The sequence below is a fragment of the Actinophytocola sp. genome, from assembly GCF_049647105.1.
GTDB lineage: Bacteria > Actinomycetota > Actinomycetes > Mycobacteriales > Pseudonocardiaceae > Actinophytocola.
Genome location: NZ_JBARWZ010000286.1, coordinates 17375 through 33324 on the forward strand (window position 1 = coordinate 17375; position 15950 = coordinate 33324).

The 15950-nt window shown below is 68.7% G+C and carries 15 protein-coding genes; 4 read left to right on the forward strand and 11 right to left on the reverse strand.

Annotation, left to right across the window (positions count from 1 at the left end; genetic code table 11):
• Positions 1-31 precede the first annotated feature (31 nt).
• Positions 32-1255, reverse strand: coding sequence for an aromatic ring-hydroxylating oxygenase subunit alpha (locus tag WBA97_RS33965; protein WP_424235086.1), 1224 nt, complete (start codon positions 1253-1255; stop codon positions 32-34).
• 289 nt (positions 1256-1544) lie between these two features.
• Between WBA97_RS33965 and WBA97_RS33970 the strand changes: the two genes are divergently transcribed.
• Entirely contained in the window at positions 1545-2381 is an 837-nt protein-coding gene (locus WBA97_RS33970; RefSeq protein WP_424235087.1) for an IclR family transcriptional regulator, read from the forward strand.
• 90 nt (positions 2382-2471) lie between these two features.
• On the opposite strand, the gene WBA97_RS33975 is transcribed toward WBA97_RS33970, so the two are convergent.
• From WBA97_RS33975 to WBA97_RS33985, 3 genes are read right to left on the reverse strand one after another with little or no spacing between them, the layout of a single operon-like run.
• The gene (locus WBA97_RS33975) at positions 2472-3209 is read right to left on the reverse strand and encodes an SDR family NAD(P)-dependent oxidoreductase (protein ID WP_424235088.1); all 738 of its coding nucleotides are present in this window, start codon (positions 3207-3209) and stop codon (positions 2472-2474) included.
• Positions 3206-4546 carry a cytochrome P450 gene (locus tag WBA97_RS33980; RefSeq protein ID WP_424235089.1) on the reverse strand — a complete coding sequence of 447 codons (1341 nt, stop codon included), beginning with the start codon at positions 4544-4546 and terminating at the stop codon, positions 3206-3208. Before WBA97_RS33980 ends, WBA97_RS33975 begins: the two co-directional genes overlap by 4 nt.
• A gap of 3 nt (positions 4547-4549) precedes the next feature.
• Positions 4550-6004: a hypothetical protein gene (locus WBA97_RS33985; protein ID WP_424235090.1), complete on the reverse strand. Its 1455-nt coding sequence runs from the start codon at positions 6002-6004 to the stop codon at positions 4550-4552.
• A 286-nt stretch (positions 6005-6290) separates the two neighbouring features.
• Between WBA97_RS33985 and folE the strand changes: the two genes are divergently transcribed.
• The 3 genes from folE to folB are packed head-to-tail and all read left to right on the forward strand — an operon-like array spanning position 6291 to position 8004.
• Positions 6291-6827 carry a GTP cyclohydrolase I gene (folE, locus tag WBA97_RS33990; protein ID WP_424235091.1) on the forward strand — a complete coding sequence of 179 codons (537 nt, stop codon included), beginning with the start codon at positions 6291-6293 and terminating at the stop codon, positions 6825-6827.
• Positions 6828-6850: 23 nt separating this feature from the next.
• The gene (locus tag WBA97_RS33995; protein ID WP_424235092.1) at positions 6851-7588 is read left to right on the forward strand and encodes an SDR family oxidoreductase; all 738 of its coding nucleotides are present in this window, start codon (positions 6851-6853) and stop codon (positions 7586-7588) included.
• A 32-nt stretch (positions 7589-7620) separates the two neighbouring features.
• Complete coding sequence (gene folB / locus WBA97_RS34000; RefSeq protein ID WP_424235093.1) at positions 7621-8004, forward strand: dihydroneopterin aldolase; 384 nt, start codon at positions 7621-7623, stop codon at positions 8002-8004.
• 21 nt (positions 8005-8025) lie between these two features.
• On the opposite strand, the gene WBA97_RS34005 is transcribed toward folB, so the two are convergent.
• The 7 genes from WBA97_RS34005 to WBA97_RS34035 all read right to left on the reverse strand — a co-directional run bounded on the left by WBA97_RS34005 (position 8026) and on the right by WBA97_RS34035 (position 15894).
• Positions 8026-9285 (reverse strand): cation:proton antiporter, encoded by a 1260-nt coding sequence (locus tag WBA97_RS34005; RefSeq protein WP_424235094.1) that lies wholly within the window; start codon positions 9283-9285, stop codon positions 8026-8028.
• 40 nt (positions 9286-9325) lie between these two features.
• Complete coding sequence (locus tag WBA97_RS34010) at positions 9326-10264, reverse strand: NAD-dependent epimerase/dehydratase family protein (RefSeq protein ID WP_424235095.1); 939 nt, start codon at positions 10262-10264, stop codon at positions 9326-9328.
• The gene (locus tag WBA97_RS34015; protein ID WP_424235096.1) at positions 10261-11316 is read right to left on the reverse strand and encodes a Gfo/Idh/MocA family protein; all 1056 of its coding nucleotides are present in this window, start codon (positions 11314-11316) and stop codon (positions 10261-10263) included. Before WBA97_RS34015 ends, WBA97_RS34010 begins: the two co-directional genes overlap by 4 nt.
• A complete protein-coding gene (locus WBA97_RS34020; protein WP_424235097.1) occupies positions 11313-12698 on the reverse strand; it encodes an NDP-hexose 2,3-dehydratase family protein in 1386 nt (461 codons plus the stop codon). Before WBA97_RS34020 ends, WBA97_RS34015 begins: the two co-directional genes overlap by 4 nt.
• Positions 12698-13759, reverse strand: coding sequence for a GDP-mannose 4,6-dehydratase (locus tag WBA97_RS34025; protein WP_424235098.1), 1062 nt, complete (start codon positions 13757-13759; stop codon positions 12698-12700). The genes WBA97_RS34020 and WBA97_RS34025 overlap by 1 nt, the downstream gene beginning before the upstream one ends.
• A 298-nt stretch (positions 13760-14057) precedes the next feature.
• The gene (locus tag WBA97_RS34030; RefSeq protein WP_424235099.1) at positions 14058-15128 is read right to left on the reverse strand and encodes a methyltransferase; all 1071 of its coding nucleotides are present in this window, start codon (positions 15126-15128) and stop codon (positions 14058-14060) included.
• Positions 15121-15894 (reverse strand): phytanoyl-CoA dioxygenase, encoded by a 774-nt coding sequence (locus WBA97_RS34035; RefSeq protein WP_424235100.1) that lies wholly within the window; start codon positions 15892-15894, stop codon positions 15121-15123. Before WBA97_RS34035 ends, WBA97_RS34030 begins: the two co-directional genes overlap by 8 nt.
• Positions 15895-15950 lie beyond the last annotated feature (56 nt).

The window sequence follows — 15950 nt, forward strand, 5'->3', positions numbered from 1 at the left end:
CACCTTCCGGCGCGCCAGGTCATCTGGTGCCCTACTCACCAGGTGACATCAGCACGGCCGGGCGCGAACCCCTGCCCCGAGCCGGGGGCACGCCCGCCAACCGGAGCCGGTCGAGGTGGCGATGAAAATGCTGCACTCCGGGTTCGTTCCGGCCGAAGACGAAATCCGTGCCGGCGAGTGCGTCGAGTCCTTCCTGGACACGCCCGCACGCCGGATAGTCCTCTTTGGACACCAGATAGTAGAAGTAGTCGCTGACCCGGCGGACGGCGGGCAGCTCTTTCTCGGACGGCCGGTGCCGCCACAACAACGTCTGGTACGTGATCGACTCGGTGACGCGGCGACCGGGCAGCACGAGCGACATCAGAGCGTAGTCGCCCAGCCCGCCTGCGATCCCGACGCAGGGGAACAGCCAGAGCACCGGATTGAGCAGCCGCACAGGGTCCCACTCGGACGGCGCCTCGTCCGCCGCGTCGGCGATCGCACGGTGCGCGAACACGTTGCGCTGGTGTGGACCGAACCTGTCGAAGGCCGCGAGGTTGGCGAAGTTGTTCTGGAAGACAGTGGTCGGGTGCAACGACCGGAAATGGTAGCTCTCCAGATAGCCGTCGGCCGCGATCTTCCAGTTCGGCCCGGCCAGCGTCCTGGTGCCGTACGCATACCACTGGTCCAGCCGCAGCGGTTCGAGGACGGGGGCGACCTCGGCGAGCCAGGCATCGAGGTCCCATGCCATGCCGGGCCGAAGCCCGACGAACACGACACCACACCGCTCCTGTGCCGGCAGCCGGATCAGCGACCGCTGCGACCGATCGACCGCACCGAAGGTGTGCTCGCCGTACACACCCAGCAGGCATCCCGACAGGTCGTAACTCCAGGAATGGTACGGACAGGTCAGGCGCCGGGCGGAGCCGTCACCACCGGCGACCAGTTCCGCGCCTCGGTGCCGGCAGCGGTTGACCATCGCGCGTACCTTCCCGTCCCGGTCCCTCGTCAACAGGACCGGGGTGCCGGCCACCTCGAGCGCCAGGTACCGCCCGGGTTCGGCGAGTTGGCACGACAGGGCGATCGGGAGTGGGACCGCGCCGAAGACCAGGTCACGTTCCTGCTCGAACACCCCCTGGCCGCGATAGTTGTCCACCGGTTCCCGCCACTGGTTCGCGGCCAGGTCGGTTGACCTCTCCCTGTGGTGCGACAGCAGCCGGCCCGTGACATCTTCGATATCCTGCCGGGCCATTCCGGGCGGAGCTACCTCGTTCATGGGTCCGTTCCTCTCGGGTGACCCCATGATGGGCGGATATTTCCTCGTTGAGAACCCGCGTGCCACGTCACGGCACAGTATTTCCCGTGACGATCACGGGAGCGGCCGGCCACGTCCCCGAGCTGCCCGGACATACCGGGGATTTCGCTGATTTCCCACCGGATCGACCAGATGGTTCGCGATTAAAACCCGTTCGCGGCGCGGTATGTTTTGACATTGATGACATAATTACGACCTGACCCACATCGCAAAGATTTTTCGAGAGTCGCTGGGTAACATGACGACAAGGATGAAAATCGATCCGCACGTGGCCGCGGTGGGCAACCCGGAGGTCCGCCAGTCCGACCGCCGGATAATCAACGCGATCGGCAAGACGATGAGGGTGTTGTCCGCGCTCGCCGGACAGGTGAATCCACTCGGCGTCTCAGAGATCGCCAGAACGACACAGATCCCCAAGTCGACGACGTTTCGGATACTGGCCACACTGGTCGAGCTGCGGGTGGTGGACCACCGCGACCGGCACTACTGCCTCGGCTACCGGCTGGGCTCGCTGGCGCACAACACGACCCTCTCCCGCCAACGGCTGCACCGGACCCTCCTCCCCCACCTGCTCGACCTCTACGAGGAGACCCACGGCGTGGTGGAACTCGCCGTGCTCACCGGCACCGAGATCACCTACCTGACCAGGCTGCACGGGCACCACCACGTCCGCACACCCTCGCAGGACGCCCTGCCATCGCAGGCGTACCGCACGGCCGTGGGAAGGGTCCTGCTCGCCTTCACCACGCTCGACAACCCCGCCGAGGTCACCGACGAGCGATTCGTCGCCAGGACACCGGCCGCCATCGCGAGCACCGCCGCGCTGCGGACGGAACTGGTGGCGATCCAGGAGCTCGGGCTTGCCTTCGATCGTCAGGAATACGCGCCAGGCGTCCTGTGTGTCGCGGCACCCGTGCTGGACATCGGCCGGATTCCGGTCGCCGCCATCTCGGTCTCCGGGACGGCCAGCAGGATGAACCTCGACCAGGTCGCCGCTTCCGTCCGCCGCATCGCCAGCAGCGCGTCGCAGACGGTGCGCATCCACAGTGGACTCATCGACATTGCCGCCCAGCCCGACAGAACCTGACCAGTCCGCCTCCCCGGCAGAAAGTGCTGGTTCCGACCCAGCGCAGGCGCCGGACATCGAGGTGGTTGGTGGCTGGGTGCCGTCACGGGGCTACCGGGTCAGGAAACCGCCGTCGACCGGGTGGTCACTTCCCGTGATGTACCAGGCGGAGTCGGACGTCAGGTAGGCCACCAGATCAGCGACGTCCTCGGGGCGTCCTGGCTTCCCGAGCGGTACGGACTGGAGCACCCTCGCCAGCCTGTCGCGCGGAAGGGCCTCGGTCATCGGACTGTCGATGACACCGGGCGACACGGACACGACCCTGACTCCGTTCCCGGCGTACTCCCGTGCGGCGGCCTTCGTCAGTCCGATCACCGCGTGTTTGGCCGCGACGTACGCGCAATGGGTGCGAAGCGCCGCACTACCGGCGACCGAGGCGATGTTGACGATCACCCCGCCGCTGCCCAGCATGGTGGGCAGGGCCGCCCGCATCACATAGAAGACACCGTTCACGTTGGTGCGCATCACGGCGTCGAAGGCATCGATCGGGTAGTCCACCACCGGCACGAGGGGGCCTGCGATGCCGGCACAGTTGACGACGACGTCCAGACGTCCGCACCGGTCAAGGACGACCCCGAGCAACTCCCGCACCGACAACGGATCCGAGACGTCCACCCGGTGCGCGCGCCCCGCACCGCCCGCCGCGGTCACGGCATCCGCGACCCGATGCGCGGCGTCCACGTCGATGTCGGCGACGACGACCCCGAACCCGTCGTCGCCGAGTCGCCGTGCACAGGCCGCGCCGATCCCGGAGCCGCCGCCGGTGATCAGCGCGACCTTGCCGTTCACCGGGCCGCACCGCGTGGCCGCGGGACCGGATACATCACCAGGGTGGTGGGTCGCACCACCGTGCCGACCCGGGCGCGCACCTTGTGCCGGCGTGCGGGCACGAGCTGCCACCTTGCCATGATGGTGGCCACCACCATCGTCATCTCCGTCCACGCGAACCCCTCGCCGACGCACAGCCGGTTGCCAGCGCCGAACGGGAGGAAGGCGCCCCTGGGCAGGCCCGCACGCCGCTCCTCGCGCCAGCGGTCGGGATCGAAACGGTCCGGCTCGGGGTACAGCACGGGATCGCGATGCAGCGCGTGCGGGCTGAAGAAGACCTCGTCCCCCGGCGCCAGCTCGACGCCGCCGACCTCGACCGGCGCCACGACACGCCGCATGAGCAACCACACCGGATGCAGCCGCAGTACCTCCTGGAGCACACGGCGGGTGTAGTGCAGCTCCGCGACGTCGGCGGCGGTTGGCAACCGCCCCGCCAGCACCGAGCGCAGCTCGGTGCCCAGTCGCTCGTCGACGGTGGGGTGGCGAGCCAACTCGTGGCAGGTCCAGGAAAGCGCGGCGCTGACGGTGCCGATGCCGGCCACGAACAGCGTGAGCAGTTCGTCGCACACCTCCGCGTCGCTCATGTGCTCGCCGGTACGCGGATCCCGCGCGAGCAGCAGCATCGACATCAGGTCACCGCTGTCGGCCAGCCCCCGGCGTTGGGCGATCAGGTGACGCAGCCTGCCGTGCGGCTCGTCATCGGACCGTCTGGCGAGAACCCGCGCTGCCGAGGGGGGAAGCGGCGAGAGCGCACGCCGCATGGCCCGGTGCTTGACCGACAGCCATTGTTCGATGGCGGCCATCGTCTCCGGTGGGGGCGCAGGCTCGAACAGTGCGTCGAAGAAGTTGGCGCGCACCAGCCGGTCGACCTCCCGCCCGATGTCGAGGGTGCTTCCCGGGCGCCACGACCTCGACATCTGGTCGGCGCGGCTGGACATGTGGTCTGCGTACCTGCTGATTCTCTCCGGGTGGTAGGCGGGCTGCGCCAGGCGACGCTGCCTGCGGTGGAAGTCGCCGGACGAGGTCACCAACCCGTTGCCGATATGGGCACGCAGTTCGTCGAACATTGCTCCTTTGTCGAACTTCCGCGCCTCGACGACAAGCACGCGGCGAACCAGTTCTGGGCTGTTGACGACGTGGACGGGCCGCGTCCCGACGAAGATCCGCGTCATGTCACCGTGGTCGCGCAGCGACCGCATGAACTCGAGCGGGTCGCGCCGCAAGCTCATGGCATGTCCGAGCAGCGGGATCCTGTGCGGTGCCGTCCGTACCGAGGCTGCCGACCGGGAATCCGTCACCGGTCAGCCCACCATCGCGCGGTAGGTCCGGGCCGCCCGCAGTCCGAGAACCGTGAAGGCCTGAGTGTGGGTCGGGAAGTGGGTCAGCAGCGGTCGGGGACCGTACATCTCCGGCCGGCCGGGCCAGGTGCCGTCGCCGCGGTGGGTGCCGAGCAGATAACCCAACGCGGACTGCCACCTCCGCTCGTCCATGGCCTTGCCGCGCAGCATCATCGCGAGCGCGAGGCCGGTGTTGCTCGGTGTGCTGGCCTCCCCCCGCTCCGCTGGCCAGCCACCGTCGTCGTTCTGGGTGGCGGCGAGATCGCCTGCCGCCGCGGCCACCACGACCGGCAGGTCGCGGAGGGCGCTGCCGACCTCCAGCGTCGCGTACGGAAGACCCCGGTACCAGCTCGCCGTCCACCGCCCGCCGTCGTTCCTTCGCTCGACGAGCCATCGCACCGCGGCCGTCAGGGACACCGCGTGGCCGACACCGTGGTCGAGCAGGGCGGTCACCACGTGCGCGACGACATCCTCCGCCGGAGGGTCGTCACGGAACTGCCACGTACGCCACAGGCCGTCGCTTGTCTGGCGCTCCGCCAGGTAGACCAGCGCCCTCGGCACCCCACCGTTCGCGGCACCGCCACCCGTGAGCGCGAGGACGGCCGCGGCGGTCGTGTCGTTGTCCGACTCCACGGCCGAGGCGAAGGGCCAGCCACCGTCACTGTTCTGTGCGTCGAGCAGGAATCCGGCGGCGCTGGACCCGCATTTCGTGTCGAACAGCGGGACGCCGCGGAAGGCCCGCATCGTGAGCGTGGTGTCCCACACGTCGCTGGAGCAGAACCGCCACGTCCCGTCCTGGTGCTGGCCGTCGAGCAGCCAGCGCAGCGCCCGCCGCCACGGCTCAGTGCCTGGAGCGATGGCATCGAACGCCGCGAACGCCAGGGCCGTGCTGATCGGGTTGCCGTAGCACGAGCCGTCCGGCGCCTGGTGCTCGACGACGGCCAGCACGTTCTCACGGGCCTTGTCGTGTGCGGCGAGCCGCCAGTTCACCATGGCGCGGCCCGCCAGCAACTCGACATGGCTCCACGGTTTCAGCCTGGCCGTCCTGGCCTCCCCGCACGCCCGCTCGATTTCGGCCAGCAGGATGCGCCATGAACCGGGGACGCCTTCGCCGCCGTCCGCGCGCAGAGCGACGATCCGCAGTAGGCGGACTCGCGCCGACCACGCCTCGGTGGCCGTGCCGTGGCCGGAGTCGGCACGGCCGTGCAGTGCGGTCGCCCGTAACCAGGACTCGACCGCCAGAGCCACCGGGTGGTGGCTCTGCGGCACCGCCATCCGGAGCCATGCCCTTCCTCGGCGGACGGCGGCATGGGCCGCGACGTCGGCCGACCGCGACAGGACGAAACACGTCAGCGCTGTCTCGGTGACACGCGGATCCGGCACGACCACCCACGAGCCGTTGCCGCGTTGTGTTGTCACGCAGTGCTCCGTGGCCAGAGCCAACGCGCGATCCAATTCCGTTGACGTGCCCGCGGACATCATTTGCCGATTGTCCGGCATGCGCCGGAAACTGGATATACCGCGTGCCGCGTGGCGGGACAAAACTTTTGACGGAAGACCGAGGCATTTTTCATCCGATTGCGTGATATTCTGGAATTACCGACATATTCCGAGACCTTCAAGGGTGGTTTTCTCGTTCGTGATGAAATCCCACTTAATCAATCGAAACGGGAGCGAGCCGGACGGCGATCCTCCCGTGATCGACATGGCAGCGGTCGTCGACGCCGCCCGGCACCTGTTGCACACCCTCGGCATGGATACCAGCGGTGAGGCCCTCTCCCGGACGCCCCAGCGGATGGCGGAGGCGCTCTCCGAGTTCTTCTCACCGGAGCCGTTCACACTCACGACCTTCGACAACGACGCCGGCTACACGGGCCTGGTCCTGGTCCGCAGGGTGCCGGTGCAGTCGATCTGCGAACACCACCTGCTGCCCTTCGTCGGGACAGCGGACATCGGCTACCTGCCCGGTGAGCGGCTCGCCGGGCTGTCCAAGCTCGCGCGGTCGGTCCAATACCTGGCCCGTCGCCCTCAGGTCCAGGAACGGCTGACCCAGGCCACCGCCGACTGGTTGCAGGAACGGCTCGACGCGCGCGGTGTCGGTGTGGTCCTGCGAGCGGAGCACAGCTGCATGACGCTGCGCGGTGTCCGGGCCAACGGCGCGGAGACCGTGACCCAGTCCTTCACCGGCCTGCTCGCCGAACACGGCCCCGACCGCCTCGAATTCCTCCGCCTGTGCGGGTGAGTCCCCACACGAAGGAGGAACCCATGTCACCGCGGTGGGCGTTCGTGACCGGCTCCTCCCAGCGCATCGGCGCGGCGATCGCGACGAACCTGGCCGCGCGGGGCCTCCACCTCCACCTCCACGCGAACGCCTCAGCTGACCGCCTGCACCGGCTGGCCTCGGACCTGTCCGACCGGTACGGCGTGGCGACCCGCACCCACCTGGCCGACTTCCGCGACCCCTCAGCCGTCGACGCCATGGCATCGACGATCGCGACGGTGGGCCCGCGACCGGGACTGCTGGTCAACAACGCGGCGGTGTTCGGTCAGTACGACTACTCCGCGCCCGTGGAGCTGGCGGCGATGATCGACATTCTCACCGTCAACACCGCGGTCCCGATCCTCCTGACCGCCCTGGTCGACGACACGGACGGCCACGTCGTCAACATCTGCGACGGCCATGTCGACCTCACCTGCTCACGACACCTGGCCTACGACATCTCCAAGGCCGCGCTCGCCGACGCGACCCGCCGCCTCGCCGTGCGGCTGGGTCCGAACATCAGGGTCAACGGCATCGGCCCGGGTCTGGTACTGCCCCCACCACACGCCGACGAGAAACACCTCACCGACCTCGCGAGGAACGCGCCACTGCGACGACCCGCACGACTCGAGGACATCCTGTCGGCACTCGACTTCCTGATCGACTCCCCCTCCGTCACCGGCCAGATGATCATGGTCGACAGCGGCGAGCACCTCACCTGCGACGGCGAAGCCGCCCACTGACATCCCGCCACTACGAACAAAAGGTGGTTCAGGTGGACACGACGACCATCAGGCTCATCGGCCTCCGCGCCTTCGGCAGGCACGGCGTCCGGGAAGCCGAGAAGAGGGACGGTCAGGACTTCGTCGTGGACGTCACCCTCCGCGTCGACGCGAGCCAAGCGATACGGTCCGACCAACTCCACGACACCCTCGACTACGACGACCTCGCACTCGACCTCGTCAGGATCGTCAACGGAGAACCCGTCCAACTGCTGGAAAAGCTGGCCGGAATCCTGGCAGACCGCTGCACCGAGAACACCATGGTCAGGTCGGTCGAGGTCACCGTGCACAAACCAAAGGCCCCCATCAACGCCCGCTTCGACGACGTGTCGGTCACCATCACCCGGGCCCGTGACGCCCAGCGGCACCGAACATGAGACACGCGCCGGCCACCGGCGTCACGGCTGTTCCCGGACCTCGGTGTCGGCGCCCCTGGCAACTCGTTCGGGCGGGGCGCGGACGTCCTCCGGATCGGCGAGCCACCGCAGCAGCGGGCCGGCCATGGCCGTCGTCACGACAGCCATCACGACCATCAGGGAGTACAGGTTCGCATCCAGCACACCCATCTGCAGGCCGACGCCGAGTGCGATGAGTTCGGTGAGGCCGCGAGTGTTCATCAGTGTGGCCAGCACGGCGGAACGTCGCGCCGCCATCCCTTGTGTCCTGGCGGCTACCCAGGTGCCGCCGAACTTCCCGGCGGTCGCGACAACCATGATCAGTACGAGCTCCACCCACCCCGTCGTGTCCACAGTGGACAGATTGACGCTGAATCCCGCGACGATGAAGTACACCGGCAGTAGCAACGACGACATGACACTCGTGGACCGCAACACCTCCGCGCGGAACTCGAGCCCGTCGAACCTGGGTACCACCAGGCCGAACAGGAACGCGCCGAAGACCGCGTGCAGACCGAGCAGCTGGGTGATCGCGGCGGAGCCGAACGCCCCGACGAGCACGACGACGAGACTGCCCGCCCGCAGCTGACCCGCGCTCGTCCTCAGGTACCGCACCAGCAACGGGCGTACGAAGCTGACCAACACCGCGGCGTACGGCACGGCAAGGAGCACCAGCCAGCTGTTGTGCCGGTCCTGACCGGCGATCATCTGCAGGATCGCGAGCATCGTCCACGCGAACAGATCGCACACCGCGGCCGAACTCAGCGCGATCACACCGATCCTGCTCTGGCTCATGCCCCGGTCGGTCAAGATGCGGGCCAGCACCGGGAACGCGGTCACCGACACCGCGACGCCGATGAACAACGTGAAGACGAGCGGGTCCGCCGGAGCGTGCTGGGACGCGAGGTAGAACGACAGCAGCACGCCGAGAGCGAACGGCACGAGGGTGCCGCCCGCCACGGTCGCCCCGGTGATCCGCGTACACCCGCGCAGCCGGCTGAAGTCGAACTCCAGCCCCACCACGAACATGAACAGAACCAGGCCCAGGTTCGCCAGCGCGGACAGGTACGGCCGCACGTCCATCGGGAACAACGCGCCGGAGATGGCGCCGTGGAACAGGGTTGGCCCGAGAAGGATGCCGAGGAGGATCTCGCCGAGCACCGCGGGCTGACCGCAGGCTCTGGCGAGCCGCCCGACCATTCTGGCCAGCAGGACGATCAACGCGAGGTCCGCGAGGAAGATCGCCATGTTCAGTTCTGACACCGCTCCCCCGTTACATGTCGCGCACAGCTGTCCTGATTGGTCACCGGGTGCCCTGCACGGGCTCCCTTCTGTCCGGCACCCGGTCCAGCACCTCGCGCCACAGCGCGTGGACCGAGTCGTGCAGGGTCCGGCGTGGTGTCCAACCGAGCAGGTCCCGCGCGCGCCGGGGGTCGACCCGCGTCCAGTCGTCAGTGCCCGATGGCGGATCGGGGGCGGGCAGCTCCACCACGGTGGCCGGCACCCCGCTCGCCTTGATGAACAGATCGACCAGTGTGCGTACCGGGACGGCTTCGCCGCTACCAATGCTGATCGGCGCGTGCCGGCCGGTGAGCCGCGTCGCGGAGCAGACCGCGTCGGCGACGTCCCGGACGTCCACGTAGTCCCGGTGGTCGCGCAGCGCGGTCAGCTCGATGGTCGCCGCCTCGCCGCGGCCCGCCGCGGCGGCCAGCCGGTCGGCCACCAGGCCGAGCAGGCTGGCGGCCGGTGTGCCGGGGCCGGTGACGTTGGCTATCCGGAGTACCAACGCGTCCACCGTCCCCGCTTCCTCGGCCGACCGCACCGCCAGGGTCGCGGCCAGCTTGCTCCGGTTGTAGGTGTTGGCGGGCCGGGACTCCAGCACCGAGCCGAGGTGCACCAGTCGTGGCACCAGCCGGGTCCCGGCCAGCGCCGCCAGGATGTGCCGGGTCGCCCCGGCGCAGCTGGCCTCCAGGTCTCGGCCGGTCAGGCCCCACTTGCCGCCGGTGGCGTTGACCACCACGCCAGGGCGCTCGGCGGCCAGCACGGCGGCCAGTTCCCCGGTCGGCACTCCGGCGACGTCGATGGCCAGGAAGCGGCACCCCGGGGCGAGCCGCCGGGGCGCGTTCCTCGCCACGACGAGCACGTCACGTCCCTCGGCGGCGAGGCCCTCGGCGATCCAGCGACCAAGGAAGCCGGTGCCGCCGAACACGACGACGCGATCGTGACCTCGACCGTCACTCAACTGTGCCTCCTGATCAGCTGGCCGTTCCGGCCGGCGAGCCGCTGTCCCGCCAGCAGCGGGCGCGCGCGGTCCCGGACCTCGTCGACCAACCTGGCCAGGGTGGCGATCTGCGCCGCGCGGTCGACCGCCTCCCTGCCGGTGCGCACCGCCGCGATGAACTCGCGCAGGGTGTTGGCGAACTGGTCCTCCGGCGGCAGGACCAGCTCACGGGTCTCGTCGCGGCGCCGCACCCGAACCGTCGGCCGCCAGGCCGGGGGCGGGGTGTACGCGCGATCGACGAAGATCGACCCACGGCTTCCCCACAGCGTGTATTCGCAGCGGTAGCCGTGCTGGAAGCCGAACTCGACCTGGGCGGTGCGCCCGTCCGCCGAGCACAGCAGCGCGCTGCCCGCCACGTCGACCCCGCACTCGGGGTCCTCGGTGAGAGTCGCGGCGACCACTTCCAGCTCCGGCCCGAGGAACATCCTCGCCGCGCTCAGCGGGTACACCGCGGCGTCGAGCAGCGCACCGCCGCCGAGGTCCGGCCGATACCGGATGTCCCTGGGGTTCAACGGCGGGAAGCCGAACACGCCGTGCACCGAGCGCAGGTCACCGATCTCGCCCGCGTCCACCAGGTCCGCGACGGCGGAGTGCAGGCCGTGCCGCACGAACGTGAGGTTCTCCATCAGTGTCAGGCCCCGTGCCCTCGCGAGGGCGAACACCTCGGCGGTGTCCTCGGACCGGGTGGTCAGCGGCTTCTCCACGAGCGCGTGCTTGCCCGCGTCGAAGGCACGCACGATCCACTCCCGGTGCAGCCCGGCGGGCAGCGGGACGTATACCGCGTCGACGTCCGGCGAGTCCAGCAGCGCCTGGTAGCCGGACACGACCTTGCCACCGAACTCTTCAGCGAACACCTTGGCCTTGTCCGTGTCCCTGGCCGCGACGGCGACCAGTTCGGCCGCGGGCTCGGCCCTGATCACCGGGAGGGTGCGGCGCCAGGCGATGTCGGCGCAGCCGAGCAGGCCGATGCGGACCGGACGGGGAACTGCGGCTCGATCCGGCACGGTGGTCACCACAGACTGTGTAGGCAGGCCACCAGGCTGCGGGCTTCCACGTTGACGTAGTAGCCGTGCCGCAGCAGACCGGTGAGCTGGTGTGCGGTGACCCAGCAGTACTCGTCCGGCACCTCGATCGGCACGTCGTCGCCCGCGTCCACCAGCAGGTAGCGGTTCTGCGACTGGAAGAACCGGCCGCCCTCCTCGGACAGGATCGTGTCGTAGAGGATGCGTTTGGCAGGCGCGTGCCGAACGTAGTCCAGGAACGTGGGCTGGGGATCGGGGTAGTTGCCCGGGTTGCACTGGACGCTGGGACCCATCTCCATGGCGTCCAGGAGGCCCGCCTGGTATCGCGCGTGCACCAGCAGGTGGGCGACCCCGCCGATGTCCTTCACGACGAAGGCCACGATGCCCTGCCCGGTCGGGTAGAGCAGCGGCTGGTGCCACTCGCTGACCTCGCGGTCGTCGGTGCGCACGCTGACGCCGACGATGCGGAAGTACTTCCCGTCGTCGTGGAAGATCTCCTCTGGCGTGTGCTGCCAGCCGGGCAGCGCGGACAGCGGCGTACGCCGGACCGCCAGCTCATGCTTGCTCTTGGCGGCGGTGAACCAGCTCAGCACCGACTCGGCGTTGTGCAGTGGGGTGCCGTCGCCACTGATGGACCTGGCCAGCGCCGTAGCCATGCCGTCGGCGGCGAGCCTGCCCCGGTCCTCGGCGAAGAAGGAGGCGGGCAGGCAGGACAGCACGGTGCGGGTGTCCATGTTGACCAGACCGTCGATCCGCAGCAGGCTGCGCAGCTCGTCCAACGGCATCCAGTAGTGGCCGTCCTCGGCCACCACCGAGTCGTCGACCTCGACGATGATGTTCCGGTTGCGCTTGCGCAGGAACCACGAGCCCTGCTCGGACTGGAGCACGTCGGCCACCACCGATCCCGCGCGCGGGTCGGTGAAGTGGTCCAGGTACTTCGTCCGGCTTCCCCTGTGCACCCTGGTGTAGTTGCTGCGGGTCGCCTGAACCGTCGGCGAGAGCTGCATCGAGTTGAAGTTGCCCGGCTCCATCTTCGCCTGCACCAGCGCGAACGGGACACCGTCGACGGACTTCACCAGCAGACCGAGGATGCCGATCTCGGGCTGGTTGATGATCGGCTGGCTCCACTCGGAGATCGGACCGTACGAGGAGCGCACGTGCAGCCCCTCGACGCCGAAGAACCGCCCGCTGTCGTGCGTCAGGTTCCCGGTGGCCTCGTCGAACGACCACCCTGGCAGCTCGTTGAGCGGCGTGCGTTCCACCTGGCAGGCCGTGACGCGCATCCGCTCGGCAAACCAGGACAGGAACTCCTTGCTCACCCCGTTCGGATGGGTCGCGGTATCGCGTTGCCCGGCCAGCTCGGCAGAGGTCATCACATGTCCTTAAGTGGCTCGGGAAGGCGGTTCACCACTGCGTCGCCGAGTTCGCGCACGGGGTCAGCGGAGTCCCGCTGAGCCGACGACAACAGGCGCAGGTCGCTGTCGACCATCTGGGCGATCATCTCCTCGAACGAGACCGCCGACTTCCAGCCGAGCTTCGTCCTGGCCTTCGCCGGGTCGGCACACAGCAGGTCGACCTCGGCGGGGCGCAACAGGCCGTTGTCGACCACGACGTAGTCGCGCCAGTTCAGGCCGACGTGCGAGAAGGCCAGGTCGGCCAGCTCGCGGACGCTGTGCGTGATGCCGGTGCCGAGCACGAAGTCCTCCGGCTCGTCCTGGGCCAGCATCATCGTCATCCCGCGCACGTAGTCCCCGACGAAACCCCAGTCCCGCGCGGCTTCCAGGTTGCCGAGTCGCAGCTCGTCGCGGAGTCCCAGCTTGATCGCGGCCGCGCCGAGTGAGACCTTCCTGGTCACGAACTCCGTTCCGCGAATTGGCGACTCGTGGTTGAACAGAATGCCGGAAACGGCGAACATGCCGTACGACTCGCGGTAGTTCTGCACCGTGTAGTGGCCGAAGGCCTTCGCCACCCCATATGGACTTCGCGGGTGGAACGGAGTCAGCTCGTTCTGCGGAGACTCCCGGATCTTTCCGAACATCTCCGACGACGAGGCCTGGTAGAAACGCGGTTGTCCAGCGTCCCATGACCGCGACGACGAACCCATTCCCGCGACTATTCTCAGGGCCTCCAGCAGGCGCAGCACTCCCATGCCGGTGACCTCCGCGGTCACCGTCGACTGGCGCCAGGAGATGGGCACGTAGGACAGCGCCCCGAGGTTGTAGACCTCGTCCGGCTTGGCCGTGTCGACCGCGTCGACCAGGCTCGCCTGGTCGAGCAGATCGCCGCTGAGCAGCCGAACCCGAGGATCGGGTGCCCGCTGTCGCCGCGCGGAGAGTGTGCTCTGGCCGCGTACCAGTCCGAATACCTCATAGCCTGCTTCGAGGAGATGCTCCGCGAGATAGGTACCGTCCTGGCCCGTGATTCCGGTGATCAATGCTCGCCTAGTCAGGGTAATCTCCCGCCATCAAACCACCGGCCTTGGGCTTGGCCAGGGCTGGCGGTGAACTACCGATCCGCACCAAGACAAAGTTTTGGTGTATCACCCGTTGTCTCTGTCGACAATACGCGACTTTCTTACCGCGATCACCAGTCAGGAAAGCATTATAGGGAGGCCACTAGAGTTGCTTACGTCGTCGTACTCGCGACTTGACGGCACGAGATGGCCGCATTGGCCTGATTCGCGCCAATGCGGCCATCTCGTCGACCTGGGGTCGGTCACTCTGGTCAATCAATCAGTCGAGGCTGATTTCGATGCAGTGGAAGTTGGTCGTCGTCAGCGGGCTGGTCCGGTCGAGCCGCAGGCCCGCTTCGGCACAGAGGGCGGCGAAGTCCGCGTGGGTTCGCTCTCGCCCCCGGCCGTTGACGAGGAGGTTGAGATCGTTGAGGTAGGTGATGAAGTGTTGTTCGGATGGCACGGCCCCGGGTGGCACGTTGGGGGGTGGCACTGTGTCGGGCAGCAGGTGTTCGACGACGAGGACGCGGCCGTGTTTCGCGGCGTCGCGCGCACAGTTACGCAGGATCACGGCCGCCTGTTCGTCGTCCCACCCGTGGAGGACGCTCTTGAGCAGGTACAGGTCGGCGGCCGGGGGGACCTCGGAGAAGAAGTCGCCCGTCCGGACCTGGCAGCGTGCGGTCAGCCCGGCCGCTGCCAGGGCGTTCACCGCGCCTGCGACACCCGTAGGGGTGTCGTAGACGACACCGCGTGGGCCGGGGTGCGCGGTCAGGATCTCGGTGAGCGTCGTCCCGTCGCCGCCACCGACGTCGACGATGAGGTCGTGGCGGCCGAAGTCGTACTCGTCGGCGATCGTCCTGGCGATCCCGCGGGTGCCATGGCTCATCGCCGAGTTGTAGAGCTGGGACAGGTCCGGATGCTCGGCCAGGTAACCGAAGAAGTCGGTGCCGAAGGTCTTGTCGAAGGCCGGTCCGCCGGTGCGCAGGCTGAACTCCAGGTTCTGCCATGCGGTCGCCATCATCGGATCGGTCAGCATGCGGGCGAGCGGGTACATCGACCCTGGCTGGTCACGGCGCAGCAACCCGCCCACCGCGGTGAGCGCGAACCGGCCGGGGCCTGGTTCTGTGAGCACGTCAAGGGAGGCGAGCCCGCGCAGCAGCCGGAGCATCGGCCCTTCCTGGACCCCGAACTCGGCGGCGAGGTCGGCCGCGTCCCGTTCGCCATCACCGATCGCGTCGGGCAGCCGCAGCCGGACGGCGAGCGCGAACACGTGGGTGGCCATGCCGCCGAACACCAGCCGCAGCACGGTCGGCCATGGCGGGCTCGCGCCCGCTCCGGTGGCGCTACTCACGACCGAGCCCGCGCCTGATGGCCCGCTCGACGGCGTTGTGCCGCCCGTCGGCGCGGTCGAGATCGAACTCGCCGACCGGCAGAAGAGAAGGCTGCGCCATGAACCGGGGTTCGGTGCCGGTGTTGGTGATCGGGGTGTGCACCAGGAACGGGTGGCACAGGTAGGCGTCGCCTGCCTGGCCGGTGGCCAGGGCCTGGGGCCGCCCCGCCCCCACCGGGCCGCACTCGAGGTAGGTCCCCTCGGCGCCGTAGGGCTCCAGCAGGCGTGGCACATCCAGGTGCGAGCCCACCCGGAGCAGGGTGGGCGCGTCCCGCGCCCCGGTGTCGGAGTAGAGGATCAGCACCAGCAACGCCCGGTCCCGGGAGAACACGTTGCAGCGCAGGATCTTGTCGTAGTCCGGTGGCACGAGCGGGAGCTCACCCTCCCAGTCCTGGCCGCCGCCGGCCTCGGCCTCCGGGGTGAGGAAGCTGGCGTCGATGTGCCAGCCGTAGTCCTCGGCCCCCTCACGGGCCTTGTCGACGGGGAACCGCACCGGGAACGTCCCGATCAGCTCCAGCGGCCGCCACTGTCCCGGCCCGACGAGCTGGTCATAGGCCTCGTGCAGTGCCGTGGTGTTGGCGCTGCGCACGAACGCGTCGTCACCACGCACCCCGAGCCTGACGACCTCCCTGTTCCAGGTCGACCGATCGTCGGCGTCCATGCCAAGCTGCTTCCACAACAGGCCACGGCACTCGGCGGCGAGTTCGGCGGAGAAAGCGTTCGGCACATGGACAAAACCATCACCGACGAAACTCTCGATCTGCTCGACTGTCAGCAACCGGG